Origin of the sequence: Shimia sp. FJ5 (assembly GCF_032918335.1) — a bacterium.
Lineage (GTDB): Bacteria > Pseudomonadota > Alphaproteobacteria > Rhodobacterales > Rhodobacteraceae > Shimia > Shimia aestuarii_A.
Window position 1 is genome coordinate 566,387 of record NZ_JAWJUV010000002.1, and the last position, 12,994, is coordinate 579,380.

The window sequence follows — 12,994 nt, forward strand, 5'->3', positions numbered from 1 at the left end:
GGGTCAGTGTCCTTTGCGGTTGCCGCGCGGCGTGTCGTCGGATTGGATTTGGCGCATCATGCGAAAGACCTCGCGGCCCTCAGCGATGCGTTCAAAACCGATCTTGGTATGGCGCTTCTTGCCATTGGAGCCCCGGCGCAGTCCAGCGGCGAAATAAATCGTCGTCGGTGGACCGTCGACAAGGCTCAGCGGTGTGTCGTTGGTGATTGGGTAACTGTCGAGGGATCTGCCCTTGAGCGGCAGGTCGGTGGCGATAAAGGCGCGTTGGTTGGTCAGGGTGTACCATGTGTGGCGGCGGCGGTAGGCGTCCCAGAAGAGCGGCCCGGCAGCGAGGCCGACACCGACCGAGAAATGCAAGAGGCCGAACATCCAGAAAAAGCCCCCCGCCTGCGAGGCCATGACCATCCAGAACAGGGCGAAGCCGGCAAAGGCAAGACCAAAGAGCGAAGTCATCACGCTGGCGACGCTCAGGGTCAGCGCGCCATCGGGGCGGCCTTGCCAGAGGATCGTCTCGCCATCGTCGAGGATACCTGCCCAGGGGTCGTGGCTCATACGGCGCCCCCGAGTTTGGCGGCGTTGATCTTACGGATCGTCTCCTGCGGATCGCCTTGGTATTTCACGAGATACTTGTTGCCGCTGCTTGTCACCACCTGCACCACCGAGCCGAGCTTGTTCAGCTCTTTGATCTCGCCAAGGCGGATGGCGCGGTCCATCGGGCCGAGAAGGCGCTGGTTGGTAAGATCCCAGCGCACGGAGAGTTCTTCGCTCATCAGGTAGAGCGCGCGCACCGAGACGGCGAGAAGCCCGCCCACGGCCCCCGTCCAGATATGGGCGTTGCCCATGAACCAGAGCACGGCCATGCCTGCGATCATGGCGATGGCGGCCATCCATGTGTTGGTGCGGATGTAGGTTGCGCGGTCGGCGCTGAACGAGGTCAGCACCTCTTCGCCGTCGGCGAGCGGGCTGTTGGGGGTCATGCGGTGTTCAGACATGGGGCGGTCCTAGTTCAGGTAGATGAAAAGCGCATAGAGCGTGCCGCCGAGCCCGAGAAGCAGGATCGGCAGGGCGAAGATCGCAAAGAGCACGCGGGTATGCGGCGTCATCTCGGGGCGGGTTTCGCCGCGCGGCTCCAGATGGGCTTCTGGGTCGGGGTTGGGCAGGGGTTTGTACTGCACCGGGGGTTTGTCCTCGGACCAAGTGCCGATCCAGCGCAGGGGCGCGGTGGGCGTCAGGGTCTGGGCGATGCCGTCGAAGGCGTTGGAATGGACGATGAGAACGTGGCCTTCGATCTTGGACAGGCGCGCGGCGTCGGCGGCGACATCGGCTTCGGCAATGCCAAGGCCTTCGGTCATGTAACCGGTGAGGCCGATTTCCTCGAGGTCGGCGACGTCGAAATATTCGATGAAATCCTCGTCGAGATAGCCCGCGCCGAGCGCGTCCCGAAGGGGCCAGCCGCTGTCGTCGTTGTCTTCGTCAAGACTACGGCTATTGAAGGCCGCGAGTTGCGCGGGCGGAAGATCGACCGAGAACAGCCGGATCAGGCCGTGTTCCCCGGATTTCACCTCCATCCGCGTCATCCCCCGATCCACACGATCAGGCCGACCATCGCGAACATCACGATCAGGGCCAGCATCGCCGCCCGTCCGCTCATCTTGGGGTCTTTGGGGTCTTCCATATCAGGCCTCCACAGGGGCGTTTGCCGCCTCGGCGCGCAGGTTGCGGGCGAGGAGGTCCATCGCGGCCATGCGCACGGCGACGCCCATTTCGACCTGTTCCTGAATGACCGAGCGGTTGATGTCGTCGGCGATCTCGCCGTCGATCTCGACGCCGCGGTTCATCGGGCCGGGGTGCATGACGATGGCGTCGGGCTTGGCGTAGGAGAGTTTCTCGGCGTCGAGGCCGTAGCGGTGATAATACTCGCGCTCGGAGGGGATAAAGCCACCATCCATGCGCTCTTTCTGAAGTCGGAGCATCATCACCACGTCCACATCGCGCAGGCCCTCGCGCATGTCTTCGTAGACCTCGGCCCCGAACTCGGCGAGATGCGGCGGCACGAGGGTCGGTGGGCCGACGAGGCGGATGCGGTTTTCCATCTTGCCGAGAAGGATCAGGTTTGAGCGGGCGACGCGGGAATGGGCAACGTCGCCGCAGATCGCGATATTGAGGCGATGCAACCGGCCCTTGGCGCGGCGGATTGTCAGCGCATCGAGAAGCGCCTGTGTCGGGTGTTCGTGGCGACCGTCGCCCGCGTTCAGCACCGCGCAGTTGACCTTTTGCGACAGCAGATCGACCGCACCGGAATGGGGATGGCGCACCACGAGGAGGTCAGGGTGCATCGCGTTGAGTGTCATTGCGGTGTCGATCAGGGTCTCGCCCTTTTTGATCGAGGAGGCCTGCATCGCCATGTTCATCACATCCGCGCCGAGACGTTTACCTGCGAGCTCAAAGCTCGCCTGTGTGCGGGTGGAGTTCTCGAAGAACATGTTGATCTGCGTCAGGCCGGTGAGGGCGTCGGCATGTTTCATGTCGCGCCGGTTCAGATCGACATATTGATCGGCAAGATCAAGGATGGCGGTGATTTCCTCGGGGTGAAGTGGCTCGATCCCCAGAAGGTGTTTTTGCCGGAAGCTCATGGCCCGCTCCTTTTGACGCCGCGTGTCCTGCTTATAGGTAGAGCGCCGGGTCGGGGCAATCCCGGCTGGGGGGTGTGGCTGTGACAAATCGGCGGGCGGCATGGGGCAACTTCCCCCGGTTCACGCGACAGGGTAGGGTAACGACATGGAATCGCACGCGCTTGACTCTCTCGACTTTCACACCGCCCGCGCCCTGCTTGAATGGCAGGTCGAGCTTGGGGCGACGGAGGCGTGTCTCGATGCGCCGGTGAACCGATACGAGACACCGAAGGCCGCGCCGAAACCGAAGGTGCAGGCCGAGGCCCCGGCCCCTGTCACGCGCCCCAAGGTCGATCCTGTTGCCATCGCGCGCGAGGCGGCGGGCGGGGCCAAGACGCTCGACGATCTGCGCGAGGCGATGGGGCGGTTCGATCATTGCAACCTCAAGAAGGGCGCGCGGAATCTTGTCTTTTCCGACGGCAACCCGGCGGCGCGCGTCATGCTTATCGGCGAAGCGCCGGGGCGGGACGAAGACCGCGAGGGCAAGCCCTTTGTGGGCCGTGCGGGGCATCTTCTCGACAAGATGTTCAGCGCGATCGAGATGGGCCGCACAGTGCCGCTTTCGGCGCAGTCGATCTATATCACCAATGTCTTGCCGTGGCGCCCGCCACAGAACCGCGACCCGGAGGCCGAGGAAATCGCCATGCTCAAGCCGTTTCTTGAGCGGCATGTGGAGATCGTCGCGCCAGAGGTCATCGTTCTCATGGGCAATATCGCCTGTCAGGCAGTGCTTGGGCGCAAGGGGATCACCCGGCTGCGCGGCAATTGGCAGGAGGCGTTCGGCAAGCCTGTGCTGCCGATGTTCCACCCGGCCTATCTCTTGCGTCAGCCTTCGGCCAAGCGCGAGGCTTGGGCCGATCTTCTAAGCCTTCAGGCCAAGCTACGAGATCTCGCATGAAGGTCTTGGCCTTTTCGGACCTGCATCTTGCCCGTGCCTATGCCGCCCGCATCGTCGAGAAGAGCCGGGAGGCCGATCTTGTTATTGCAGCAGGGGATTTCGCCCATGCGCGCACGGGGCTTGCGGCGGCGATGGCGCTTCTTGAGGGGATCGCCGCGCCGGTTGTCGCGGTGCCGGGCAATGGCGAGAGCGTTGACGAGTTGCGCGCGGCCGCGCCAGAGGGCTGGCACGTGCTGCACGGGCAGGGGTGCGAGATCGACGGGGTGCGGATTTTCGGGCTTGGCTATGGCGTGCCGGTGACGCCTTTCGGGGCGTGGTCCTGTGATCTGAGCGAGGCGCAGGCAGAAGAGATGTTTGCCGCCTGTGAGGATGTAGACCTGCTCGTGACCCATTCGCCGCCCAAGGGCATCGCGGATCGCACCAGCCGGGGGTTATCGGTCGGGTCTACCGCGATCCTTGCCGCGATTGAACGGCTTCAGCCGCAGCTTGCCGTCTTTGGGCATGTGCATGAGGGGCAGGGCAAGGAGGGGAGGGTCGGCGCGACACGGGCAGTCAACCTTGGCCCCGCAGGGCTTTGGTTCGAGGTTTCGCGGCAATGATCGACTGGCCGGTTCTGCTTGCCTTTGTGCCGGCGGCGCTGGCGCTGAACCTCACGCCGGGGGCGGATATGATGTTCTGCGTCGGTCAGGGATTGCGGGCCGGGCCACGGGCAGCACTCGCGGCGGATATCGGCATCGCGCTGGGCGCATTCGTGCATGTGACGCTGGCGGGGCTTGGCCTTGGGGCGTTGGTTGCGGCGCATCCGGGGCTGTTTCACCTGATCCGCTGGGTTGGTGTTGCCTATCTTCTTTGGCTTGCGGTGCAATCGGTGCGCGGCGGGGCGGTTCCGACCGAGATTCGCCCGGCCAGTGCGCGGCGCGCGCTTCGGGCGGGGTTCATCGTCAACCTGACCAATCCCAAGGTGATCCTCTTCGTGCTTGCCTTTGTGCCGCAATTCGTTGATCCCGCGCGTCCAGTTCTGCCGCAGTTCCTTGTCTTTGGTCTCGTGCTGGCCCTAGGTGGGCTTGTCATCAACGGCGCGGCGGGGGTCTTTGCGGGCGGGATCGGACGGCGTTTTGTCGCGGCAGAGGGGCCAAGGCGCGTCCTCGGCTGGATTTCTGCCGGAATTTTCACGAGTCTGGCCCTACGACTGGCCCTATTGGAGAAAACATGATGCCGCGTTTCGACGAGAGCAAAGACTTCATCCCTGTGCGCATTGCCGTTCTGACCGTTAGCGATACGCGCGGGTTGGACGAGGATCGGTCCGGCGATACGTTGGTGGGCCGGATCGAGGCGGCGGGGCATGTCCTTGCCGATCGCAAGATCATCCGCGACGAGCGCGACGAGATCGCGACGCAGCTGCGCAACTGGTGCGCCAACAAGGAGATCGACGTTATCATCTCGACAGGGGGCACGGGGCTCACGGGGCGCGATGTCACGGTCGAGGCGCATCGCGATGTCTATGAAAAGGAGATCGAGGCCTTTGGCACGGTCTTTACCATGGTGTCGATGCAGAAGATCGGCACCAGCGCGGTTCAGAGCCGCGCGACGGGCGGCGTTGCGAATGGCACCTATCTCTTTGCCTTGCCCGGATCGACCGGGGCCTGCAAGGATGCTTGGGACGAGATTTTGCAGTATCAACTCGATTACCGGCACCTGCCTTGTAACTTTGTCGAGATTTTCCCGCGTCTTGACGAACATTTGCGACGGAAATGATTGTCTGCGCCGTATTATGCGGGATGCCCTATATAAAGGGGTAGGCCGTGCTGCGGTGATGTGACGACATAGGTGCGATCAAGCCAGCTTAGGAAAGGCGAGCGATGCGATTTTTGAGACAGAGCCTGACCGGGGTGTTCCTTGCGGCCGTGATCGCCGGGGTTCTGATCTTTGCCGTGCAGATCCTTGTCGGCGCGATTTCCGAGAGCATGGCCAAGGATAGCCGCGCGCCGCAGGGGCGGGAGCGAATCCTGACGGTGCAGGTTCAGGAAGCCGTGCCGCGCCAGATCACGCCGCATCTCATTGCGTTCGGTGAGGTGCAGAGCCGCCGGAGCCTTGAATTGCGGGCGCGCACCGGCGGGATCATCGTCGACCTTTCGGAGAGTTTTGTCGAAGGCGGCGCGGTCGAGGAGGGCGAATTCCTTGTGCAGGTCGACCCGACCCGCCCGCAATATGCGCTCGATCGGGTGCGCAATGACCTTCTTGATGCCGAGGCCGAACAGCGCGACGCGGAGCGGGCCTTGGCCCTTGCGCGAGACGAATTGGCCGCGGCGGAAGATCAGGCAGCGCTGCGCCAGAAGGCCTTGGCACGTCAGACCGATCTTCAGGACCGCGATGTCGGTACTGCGGCGGCTGTCGAGACGGCGGAACTGGCCTTGTCTTCGGCGCGGCAGGCCGTTGTCACACGGCGCCAGGCGATTGCCAGCGCCGAGGCGCGGATTGATCAGGCGACGACGCAGATCGAACGCGCGCGGATTGCCTTGGCCGAGGCAGAGCGGACCCTCGCGGATACGGAAATCCGCGCCGACTTTGCCGGGATGCTTGCGGATGTGAATGTGGTGGAAGGCGGGCTTGTGTCGGCCAATGAGATGCTTGCGACGTTGATTGATGCGGATGCGCTCGAAGTGGCGTTCCGGGTCTCGACGCCGCAATATGCGCGCCTGATCGACGACGCGGGGGTGTTGCGACCGGCGGAAGTCAGCGTGCGGCTTGATGTGATGGGCGGCGATCTTGTCGCCGATGGCGTCATCTCGCGCGAGGGGGCGGTTGTCGGCGACGGCCAGACCGGGCGTCAGATCTTTGCGCGGCTCAATGCGCCGGGCGGCTTGCGACCCGGCGACTTTGTAACCGTACGTGTCGAGGAAGCGCCGCTTGAGGGTGCGGTCGAATTGTCGGCCAGCGCGCTTGATGCGACGGGGCGGGTTCTTGTCGTGGGCGAGGGCGAACGGCTTGAGGCGCTTCCGGTGACGCTCTTGCGGCGGCAGGGGGATCGTATCCTTGTCACCGGAGAGGGCCTTGCCGGGCGGCAGGTCGTGGCGCGCCTGACGCCGTTGCTTGGCCCCGGTATTCGGGTCAAACCGCTTAGCCTTGATGCCGTGCAGACCGAGGCTGCGGCACCGGCAACACAAGAGTTGATCGATCTCAGCGATGCGGATCGTGCACGCCTTGTCGCCTTTGTCGAAGGCAATGCGAAGATGCCAAAGCAGATGAAAGAGCGGCTTTTGGCGGCGCTCGCGGAGCCGAAGGTTCCGGCCGGTCTTGTGCAGCGGATCGAAAGCCGGATGGGGGGCTAGGGCACCATGCGGGGCATCACCGGGCCAGTTGGCGGACTGCTTTCCTATTTCACGCGCCATGGCACGGCGGCGAACCTGCTACTTGTGGTGCTTATCACCCTTGGCAGCCTCGCTTTTCCCAATATGCGGGCGCAGTTTTTCCCCGATGTGATCGTGGACAATGTCACGGTCTCGGTCGTCTGGGAGGGCGCAGGTCCGACGGATGTCGATGATGCGATCGTGCAGGTGCTTGAGCCTGCGCTACTGAGCGTCGAAGGCGTCGAAAGCACCGAGGCACGATCCACCGAGGGGTTCGCCAGTATTTCGCTCGAGTTCGAGCCGGGCTGGGACATGGGACGCGCCGCCGACGATGTGCAGACGGCCGTCGATGCGATCACCACCTTGCCGGAAGAGGCGGAAGAGCCGAGCGTGCGGCGCGGTGCGTGGCGGGACCGTGTGACGGATGTGGTCGTGACGGGACCGGTCGATCCCGAACAGCTTGGGCAATATGTTGATGAATTCGTGGTGCGCCTATTTGCAGAAGGCGTGACGCGGGCGACGATCCGGGGGCTGGCAGCGCCGGAAACCGTTGTCGAGGTCGCCTCGGTCGACCTCATGTCGCATGACGTGAGCATTGCCGAGATCGCTGAGGCGATTGCGCAGGAGGTCGATGCCGACCCGGCCGGCGATGTGGAGGGGGCGAACGCACGGGTGCGCACGGGCGTCGAAAAACGCGCCCCGGACCAGATCGCGGGGATCGTGCTTCGGTCGAACCCGGATGGGTCGGAATTGACCGTGGGCGACGTGGCGACGATCCGCATCGAGGGAGTCACCCGCGACCGGAGCTATTTCGTCGGTGAGGAACCGGCCATTTCCCTGCGCGTGGACCGCAGCGACAAGGGCGATGCGATCGCCATTCAGCGCACCGTCGAAGAGGTTGCGGCGGCGATGGAGGCGACCCTTCCGCAGGGTGTCGAGATTCAGTTAATCCGCACGCGGGCCGAGATGATTTCGGATCGTCTCAATATCCTTCTCGACAATGGCGCGGTGGGGCTTGTCCTCGTTGTGGTGCTTTTGTTCCTGTTTCTCAACGCGCGCACGGCGCTTTGGGTTGCCGCGGGTATTCCGGTCGCCATGCTGGCGACCATCGCGATCATGTTTGCCATTGGTTTGACGCTCAACATGATCTCGCTTTTCGCGCTCATCATCACTTTGGGGATCGTCGTCGATGATGCCATCGTGGTCGGCGAACATGCCGATGCGCGGGCGAGACGGCTTGGCGAGCCGCCAGTGATCGCCGCAGAGAACGCGGCACGGCGTATGGCGATGCCGGTCTTCTCGTCAACGCTCACCACAGTTATCGCGTTCTTTGGGATCACTGCCGTGGGAGGACGGTTTGGCGATCTGATCTCTGATCTGCCAATTACCGTTATTGTCGTCCTGTTGGCGTCGCTGGTCGAATGTTTCCTGATCCTGCCCAACCATATGTCCCACGCACTTGCCCACACGGCCAAGGAGCATTGGTATGACTGGCCGAGCCGGACGGTGAACAAGGGGTTCCGCTGGTTTCGGGAAACGCTCTTTCGCCCCTTCATGGCGGGGGTGCTTCGGTTGCGTTACCTCGTGATGGCTCTGGCGGTGCTGGTGCTTGCGTCGCAAGTGGCGCTTGTCATCAAGGGGGATGTGACATGGCGGTTCTTCAACGCGCCGGAGCGTCCCTCGGTGACGGGAAACTTCTCGATGCTGCCCTCGGCAACGCGGGAGGATGCGCTGGCGATGATGCGCGAGATGCAACGCGCGACGGAAGAGCTCGGCAAAGAGTATGAGGAGCGTTATGGCCGCAACCCGCTTGATTTCGTCATGGCCGAGGTGGGGGGCAATTCGGGCCGCGCGCTTCCGGGGGCCGAAAGGCTTGATCCGGACCTCCTTGGCGGAATCGCGATTGAGTTGATCGACCCGGACCTGCGGCCCTATGCGAGCTTTCAGTTCGTGGGCGAGTTGCAGGAAAAGGTTGGGCGCCATCCGCTCGCCGATACGATCAGTTTCCGTGGCTGGCGGTCAGGGCCGGGGGGCGATGCGCTTGACGTGCGGTTCTATGGCGCGGAGGCGGCGACGCTCAAACAGGCGTCCGAGGCGCTTAAATCCGCGCTTTCGGCCTATCCGGAAGTGTCGGCCATCGAGGATAACCTTGCCTATGACAAGGAGGAGCTTGTCCTTGAGTTGACGGCGCAGGGCCGGGCGCTCGGGTTTTCCATCGATACGCTTGGCCGTGTCCTGCGTCACCGTTTGAACGGGCTTGAGGCGGCGACCTACCCGGTTGGCCCACGTAGCGCGGAAATCCGGGTCCAGCTTCCGAAAAGCGAGCAGAGCGCGGATTTCATCGACGGCAGCATGATGCGCACGCCGGAGGGCACCTATGTGCCGCTCGCCGATATTGTCACCGTGTCGCGCAGCACCGGGTTCTCGACCGTGCGGCGCGAGAACGGCGTGCGGCTTATCAACGTCACGGGGGATATCTCAGAGGATGACCCGGTGCGGGCGCAGGAAATCACCGACACGCTTGTCGAGTCGATCCTGCCGGACATTGCCTCGCGGCTTCAGGTGAGCTGGGAGCTTGCGGGTCTGAAAGAGCAGGAAGAGGCGTTCTTCAAGGACTTGCGCGTTGGGCTGATCCTCTGTCTTGGCGGGATTTATGTCGTGCTGGTCTGGGTCTTTGCGAGCTGGACGCGGCCTGTGGTGGTGATGTCGGTCATTCCCTTTGGCCTCGTTGGGGCGATCTATGGCCACTACCTCTTCGACATACCGCTTTCGATCTTCTCGGTGGTCGGTTTGCTTGGCATGTCGGGGATCATCATCAACGACTCCATCGTTCTTGTTTCGACCGTCGATGAATACGCCAAGGAGCGGGGAGTCCTGCCGTCGATTATCGACGGGGCGGCGGATCGTTTGCGACCGGTGTTCCTGACGACGGCGACGACGGTGCTTGGCCTGACGCCGCTCCTCAGCGAAAAGAGCCAGCAAGCGCAGTTCCTCAAGCCGACGGTGGTCACGCTGACCTTTGGGCTTGGGTTCGGGCTTGTGCTTGTGCTGTTGGTGGTGCCGGCGCTGATGGCGATCCAGAGCGACGTGAGCCGCCAGATCAAGGCGCTGCGCTATGCGCGCCGGTTCCCGAAGCTGGCGCGGGTCGTGGTGCCAAGCATCGCCGGGGTCGGGCTTTGGGGCGTGATTTGCCTGCGCATGGCGTGGAGCGAGGGCGGCATGGGATCGTTCGGGGCGCTTGGCGTCTTTATCCTTGGCGCGGGGGCGATCTGTCTTCTGGCCTATGGGATCGGGGCCTACCTTCTTCTGCGGCAGGGCGCGGGCGCGTTGGCCGATGACCAAGGCGGCGCTTAAAGCGTTCTGAGAAAAACCAGTGGCTCTGTTTCGGGCGACGCGCTTTAGCGGGCGCTACAGCCACGGATATCGACAGCGTGTTTGCGGCCAATCACCGTCACCCGCAAGGCGGAGCGATCAAGCATGAACGGTTCGCCTGCAACATGCTGCATCCGGGTTTCGGCGAAGAGTGTCCCACCAGAGCGGCGGGTCTTGGCCTCGGCCACCCAGACACCGGACAGGCCGGTCTCGACTACGGCAACCTCGGGGGCGCCGGAGCTTGGCATGTCGATCTCGAGCGCGAGAGACAGGCCCTTGGGCGTTGGTGCAATACGGCAGCGCATGGTCTGTACCCCGGCCTCTCCGGCCGAGAAGGGGCGTTCGGCAAGCGCGGCGGCGATGCGCGCATCGCGGGTCGTCACGTCGGCGGGCAAGGTCGCGCGGACCTTGAGATGTTGTGGCACGCAGATGTCCTTGCAAACGCCGATATCCAGCGCGCCGCGCAGTTTCACCGCCCGTCCGTCCCGTTTGGGCGTGATGGCGAGCGGTAAGATGACCTCGTTCTTGTAACCGATGGAGCGCATGCCGTTCTGGTCAAAGACCACAGGTGTCGGCCAGGTGATCCGCGCCCCGGCAAGGTTGCCGGAATAACCCCAGTCGAGCCGCGGCGGGATGCCTGCATCGCCCGGCGCCCGCCAATAGGTTTTCCAGCCGTCCTGCAGCCGGATGCGCAGGGCCGCAATATGCGTGCCGTCCGGCGCGCGCCAGCCGGGCAGGATATCGGCCTCGGCAATGGCCCCAGACGTGGCATCGGCACGGGCCGAAAGAGGCACGGTAAGCGCCAGACCCAGCGCGACGAGAGAGGACAGGACGTATTTCTTAAGTTGCATAGTTTGTAGATGGGCGATTGCGCGGTGAAAGCCAACTCACTTTCGGGCGAGAAAAAGCGCGGCTTTTGTAACATCGTCGCGCGGATTTAAGCGCATGGGGCTTGCGGTGTCTTCGGCAGCGGCACATCTTGGAAGGAACAGCAACGGGAGAGAGACCGTGGACGAGGCCAAGGCAGGACAGGACGATTCCGAGATGGACCTCACGGGCAAGGTGTTGATTGCTATGCCGGGTATGGGGGATCCGCGGTTCGTCGGGTCGGTGGTGATTCTCTGTGCCTATTCGAATGACGGGGCGATGGGCCTTATCGTCAACAAGCCGGTACACGAGATGTCGATGCGCGATCTGTTTGAGCAGCTCGAGATCACGCAGGACGGTGACGCGAACCGTGCGCCGCTTTTCTTTGGCGGACCTGTCGAGACCGGGCGGGGGTTCGTACTGCACACGGACGAATATCATTCCGGCCTCTCATCGCTCCGCATTGGTGCGGGGTTTTCGATGACGGCAACGCAGGACATTCTCGAGGATATTGCGGCGGACCGTGGCCCGCGCGCCGCTCTTGTGGCGCTTGGCTATAGTGGCTGGGGACCGGGGCAACTTGAGGCGGAGATCGCGGAGAACGGCTGGCTTATCGGGGATGCGAGCGAGTCGCTTGTTTTTGAGACCGCACCCGAGGATATCTGGGCGCGGGCACTGAAGGCGCTTGGGGTTGATCCGCTGACGCTCTCGGCCACGGCAGGCCATGCCTAGGGCCGCAGTTGGGGGCGCTGCCCCCGCCGTCGCCAGAGGCGACGACTCCCCCGGAGTATTTTGACAGAGAAGAAGATCAGGGGCGCGGTGCGGCGGCGCGGCGCAGCCTGTCATTGATGGCGCGGCCAAGCCCGTGATCGGGGATGGGGGAGACGGCGATCGTCTCGGCCCCGAGGGCGTCCATGGCGTGCAGGTGATGAAACAGGTTGGCGGCGGCCTCGGTCAGGTCGCCCGCGGGAGAAAGGTTCAACTCTGCGTCGACCTTGCCGAACCCGAGGAGTTTCTCGCCCGGGCGCAGATCGGTGGCGTTGAGGCGCACGGGCGCGCCGGGGGCGTAGTGCGACGTCATTTGACCGGGTGCGGAGAGCGGATCGCCGGAGGCATGCAGGGCCAGCGGCGCACCGAGCGCAGCCTCGAGCGCCTCTTGTGGCAGGCCACCGGGACGCAAAAGGGTTGGTGCATCGGCAAGGCCGACGATTGTCGATTCAAGACCCACCTCACAGGCACCGCCATCGACCACCGCCGCAATACGGCCCGAGAGGCCGGCGGAGACATGGGCGGCGGAGGTCGGGCTGATGCGGCCGGAGGGATTCGCGGAAGGCGCGGCGACCGGGCCGTCGAATTGCGCCAGAAGCGCGCGGGCGACGGGATGGGCAGGCACGCGGACCGCCAGCGTTGGAAGCTCGGCAGTGACCAGCGGCGAAAGGCCGGCATCGGGGCGCAGCGGCAGGACCAGCGTCAGCGGGCCGGGCCAGAAGGCCGAGGCGAGGCGATCAGCGGTGTCATTCCATGTGACGTAGCGTTTAGCTGTCTCGACGCAATCCACATGCACGATCAGGGGGTTGAACTGGGGGCGGCCCTTGGCGTCGAAAATCCCCGCCACGGCGCGATCGTTGCGTGCATCGCCGCCAAGCCCATAGACCGTTTCAGTCGGAAAGGCGACGAGCGCACCTTCGGAGAGGAGCGTGGCGGCGCGGGCGAGGCCGTCGGGATCAGAGGGTAAGATTTCGATCTTCACAGCAGTGTCCGGCAAGGGTTTCAGTGACGCAGCGTTCTTGTTTGATAGGATGATACACGCTCTATACCCTAGAGCGAAAAGCTGCATA

The 12,994-nt window shown here is 63.8% G+C and carries 13 protein-coding genes; 7 read left to right on the forward strand and 6 right to left on the reverse strand.

The annotated features are described in order from the left end of the window. Positions 1 to 3: 3 nt before the first annotated feature. From R1W01_RS09230 to R1W01_RS09245, 4 genes are all read right to left on the reverse strand, one after another. Positions 4 to 552, reverse strand: coding sequence for an aspartate carbamoyltransferase catalytic subunit (locus R1W01_RS09230; RefSeq protein ID WP_243614532.1), 549 nt, complete (start codon positions 550 to 552; stop codon positions 4 to 6). Continuing rightward, positions 549 to 992 carry a hypothetical protein gene (locus tag R1W01_RS09235; protein ID WP_243614531.1) on the reverse strand — a complete coding sequence of 148 codons (444 nt, stop codon included), beginning with the start codon at positions 990 to 992 and terminating at the stop codon, positions 549 to 551. Before R1W01_RS09235 ends, R1W01_RS09230 begins: the two co-directional genes overlap by 4 nt. A gap of 9 nt (positions 993 to 1,001) precedes the next feature. Next, positions 1,002 to 1,577 (reverse strand): hypothetical protein, encoded by a 576-nt coding sequence (locus tag R1W01_RS09240; RefSeq protein ID WP_317275206.1) that lies wholly within the window; start codon positions 1,575 to 1,577, stop codon positions 1,002 to 1,004. Between the two features lie 99 nt (positions 1,578 to 1,676). Further along, positions 1,677 to 2,633: an aspartate carbamoyltransferase catalytic subunit gene (locus tag R1W01_RS09245; protein ID WP_243614529.1), complete on the reverse strand. Its 957-nt coding sequence runs from the start codon at positions 2,631 to 2,633 to the stop codon at positions 1,677 to 1,679. Positions 2,634 to 2,778: 145 nt separating this feature from the next. On the opposite strand from R1W01_RS09245, the gene R1W01_RS09250 reads away from it, so the two are divergent. From R1W01_RS09250 to R1W01_RS09275, 6 genes are all read left to right on the forward strand, one after another. Continuing rightward, entirely contained in the window at positions 2,779 to 3,570 is a 792-nt protein-coding gene (locus tag R1W01_RS09250; protein ID WP_297758384.1) for a uracil-DNA glycosylase family protein, read from the forward strand. Next, positions 3,567 to 4,169 (forward strand): metallophosphoesterase family protein, encoded by a 603-nt coding sequence (locus R1W01_RS09255; RefSeq protein ID WP_297758387.1) that lies wholly within the window; start codon positions 3,567 to 3,569, stop codon positions 4,167 to 4,169. Before R1W01_RS09250 ends, R1W01_RS09255 begins: the two co-directional genes overlap by 4 nt. Further along, positions 4,166 to 4,783 carry a LysE family translocator gene (locus tag R1W01_RS09260; RefSeq protein WP_297758390.1) on the forward strand — a complete coding sequence of 206 codons (618 nt, stop codon included), beginning with the start codon at positions 4,166 to 4,168 and terminating at the stop codon, positions 4,781 to 4,783. The genes R1W01_RS09255 and R1W01_RS09260 overlap by 4 nt, the downstream gene beginning before the upstream one ends. After that, positions 4,783 to 5,325, forward strand: coding sequence for a molybdenum cofactor biosynthesis protein B (gene moaB, locus R1W01_RS09265; RefSeq protein WP_243614525.1), 543 nt, complete (start codon positions 4,783 to 4,785; stop codon positions 5,323 to 5,325). The genes R1W01_RS09260 and moaB overlap by 1 nt, the downstream gene beginning before the upstream one ends. 104 nt (positions 5,326 to 5,429) lie before the next feature. After that, the gene (locus tag R1W01_RS09270) at positions 5,430 to 6,899 is read left to right on the forward strand and encodes an efflux RND transporter periplasmic adaptor subunit (RefSeq protein ID WP_297758392.1); all 1,470 of its coding nucleotides are present in this window, start codon (positions 5,430 to 5,432) and stop codon (positions 6,897 to 6,899) included. A 6-nt stretch (positions 6,900 to 6,905) separates the two neighbouring features. Beyond that, on the forward strand, positions 6,906 to 10,271 hold the full coding sequence (locus R1W01_RS09275; protein ID WP_297758396.1) for an efflux RND transporter permease subunit: 3,366 nt from the start codon (positions 6,906 to 6,908) through the stop codon (positions 10,269 to 10,271). Between the two features lie 44 nt (positions 10,272 to 10,315). Here the strand turns inward: R1W01_RS09275 and R1W01_RS09280 are convergent, their stop codons facing one another. Next, positions 10,316 to 11,140 carry a protein-disulfide reductase DsbD domain-containing protein gene (locus R1W01_RS09280; RefSeq protein WP_297758398.1) on the reverse strand — a complete coding sequence of 275 codons (825 nt, stop codon included), beginning with the start codon at positions 11,138 to 11,140 and terminating at the stop codon, positions 10,316 to 10,318. Positions 11,141 to 11,333: 193 nt separating this feature from the next. On the opposite strand from R1W01_RS09280, the gene R1W01_RS09285 reads away from it, so the two are divergent. Further along, positions 11,334 to 11,888 carry a YqgE/AlgH family protein gene (locus R1W01_RS09285; RefSeq protein ID WP_243614549.1) on the forward strand — a complete coding sequence of 185 codons (555 nt, stop codon included), beginning with the start codon at positions 11,334 to 11,336 and terminating at the stop codon, positions 11,886 to 11,888. Between the two features lie 76 nt (positions 11,889 to 11,964). Here R1W01_RS09285 and R1W01_RS09290 read toward each other — a convergent pair whose 3' ends face one another. Beyond that, positions 11,965 to 12,906: an L-threonylcarbamoyladenylate synthase gene (locus R1W01_RS09290; RefSeq protein WP_317275207.1), complete on the reverse strand. Its 942-nt coding sequence runs from the start codon at positions 12,904 to 12,906 to the stop codon at positions 11,965 to 11,967. Positions 12,907 to 12,994: the final 88 nt, after the last annotated feature.